This window comes from Streptomyces graminilatus, assembly GCF_001418565.1.
Taxonomy (GTDB): Bacteria; Actinomycetota; Actinomycetes; order Streptomycetales; family Streptomycetaceae; genus Streptomyces; species Streptomyces graminilatus.
In genome coordinates this window covers 1-1,068 of record NZ_LIQQ01000849.1, presented here as the reverse complement: position 1 = coordinate 1,068, position 1,068 = coordinate 1, and the positions used below count along the sequence as shown (strand labels likewise).

At 70.4% G+C, this 1,068-nt stretch carries 1 protein-coding gene; it reads right to left on the bottom strand.

The genetic code is table 11. From position 1 onward, the window contains the following. Positions 1-46: 46 nt before the first annotated feature. On the bottom strand, positions 47-1,068 hold a 1,022-nt coding region (locus AOK08_RS42180), incomplete at its 5' end, for a DUF885 domain-containing protein (RefSeq protein WP_157877053.1).

Here is a 1,068-nt window from a genome sequence, read left to right as displayed (position 1 = left end):
CCGTAACCCCCTTACTCCGCAGTCGAGTTGTCCTCGGTGGGCTGCCTCACAACCGCGACAACTCATCCACCAGGTCGTCCAGCCCCAGCGACCCCTGCGACAGCGCGGCCATGTGCCAGGCCTTCGCGTCGAAGGTGTCGCCGTGACGGCGCTGGGCGTTCTCGCGGCCCAGGAGCCATGCCCGTTCGCCCAGTTTGTAGCCGATCGCCTGGCCGGGGATGGTCAGATAGCGCGTCAGCTCGCTCTCCACGAAGTCCGCGGGGCGGCTGCTGTGGGCGCCGAAGAACTCCTGGGCCAGTTCCGGGGTCCAGCGCTCGCCGGGGTGGAAGGGGGAGTCCGCCGGGATCTCCATCTCCACGTGCATGCCGATGTCGACGATGACCCGGGCCGCCCGCATCATCTGGGCGTCCAGGTAGCCGAGGCGCTGCTCCGCGTCCGTGAGATAGCCCAGCTCGTCCATGAGACGCTCGGCGTACAGGGCCCAGCCCTCGCAGTTGGCGCTGACGCCGCCGACGGTGGCCTGGTAGCGGGAGAGGTTCTCGGCGACGTGCGCCCACTGCGCGAGCTGGAGGTGGTGGCCGGGGACGCCCTCGTGGTACCAGGTCGAGACCAGGTCGTACACGGGGAAGCGGGTCTGGCCCATCGTGGGCAGCCAGGTGGTGCCGGGGCGGGAGAAGTCCTCCGACGGGGCCATGTAGTACGGCGCCGCCGCGCTGCCGGCCGGCGCGATGCGGGACTCCACCTTCTTCACCCGCTCGGCGAGTTCGAAGTGCGTGCCGTCCAGCGCCTCGATCGCCTGGTCCATCAGGCCCTGGAGCCAGTCGCGGACCTCGTCCACGCCCTCGATGTGCTTGCCGTGCTCGTCCAGATGCGCCAGCGCCACCCAGGGCGTAGCGGCGCCGGGCAGGATGTTCTCGGCCTCCTGCCGCATCTCGCCGAGGATCCGGTGGTACTCGGCCCAGCCGTACGCGTACGCCTCGTCCAGGTCCAGATCCGTACCGTTCCAGTAGCGCGACCAGCGCGCGTACCGCTCACGGCCCACCGTGTTCGGCGCGCCCTCGACGGCCG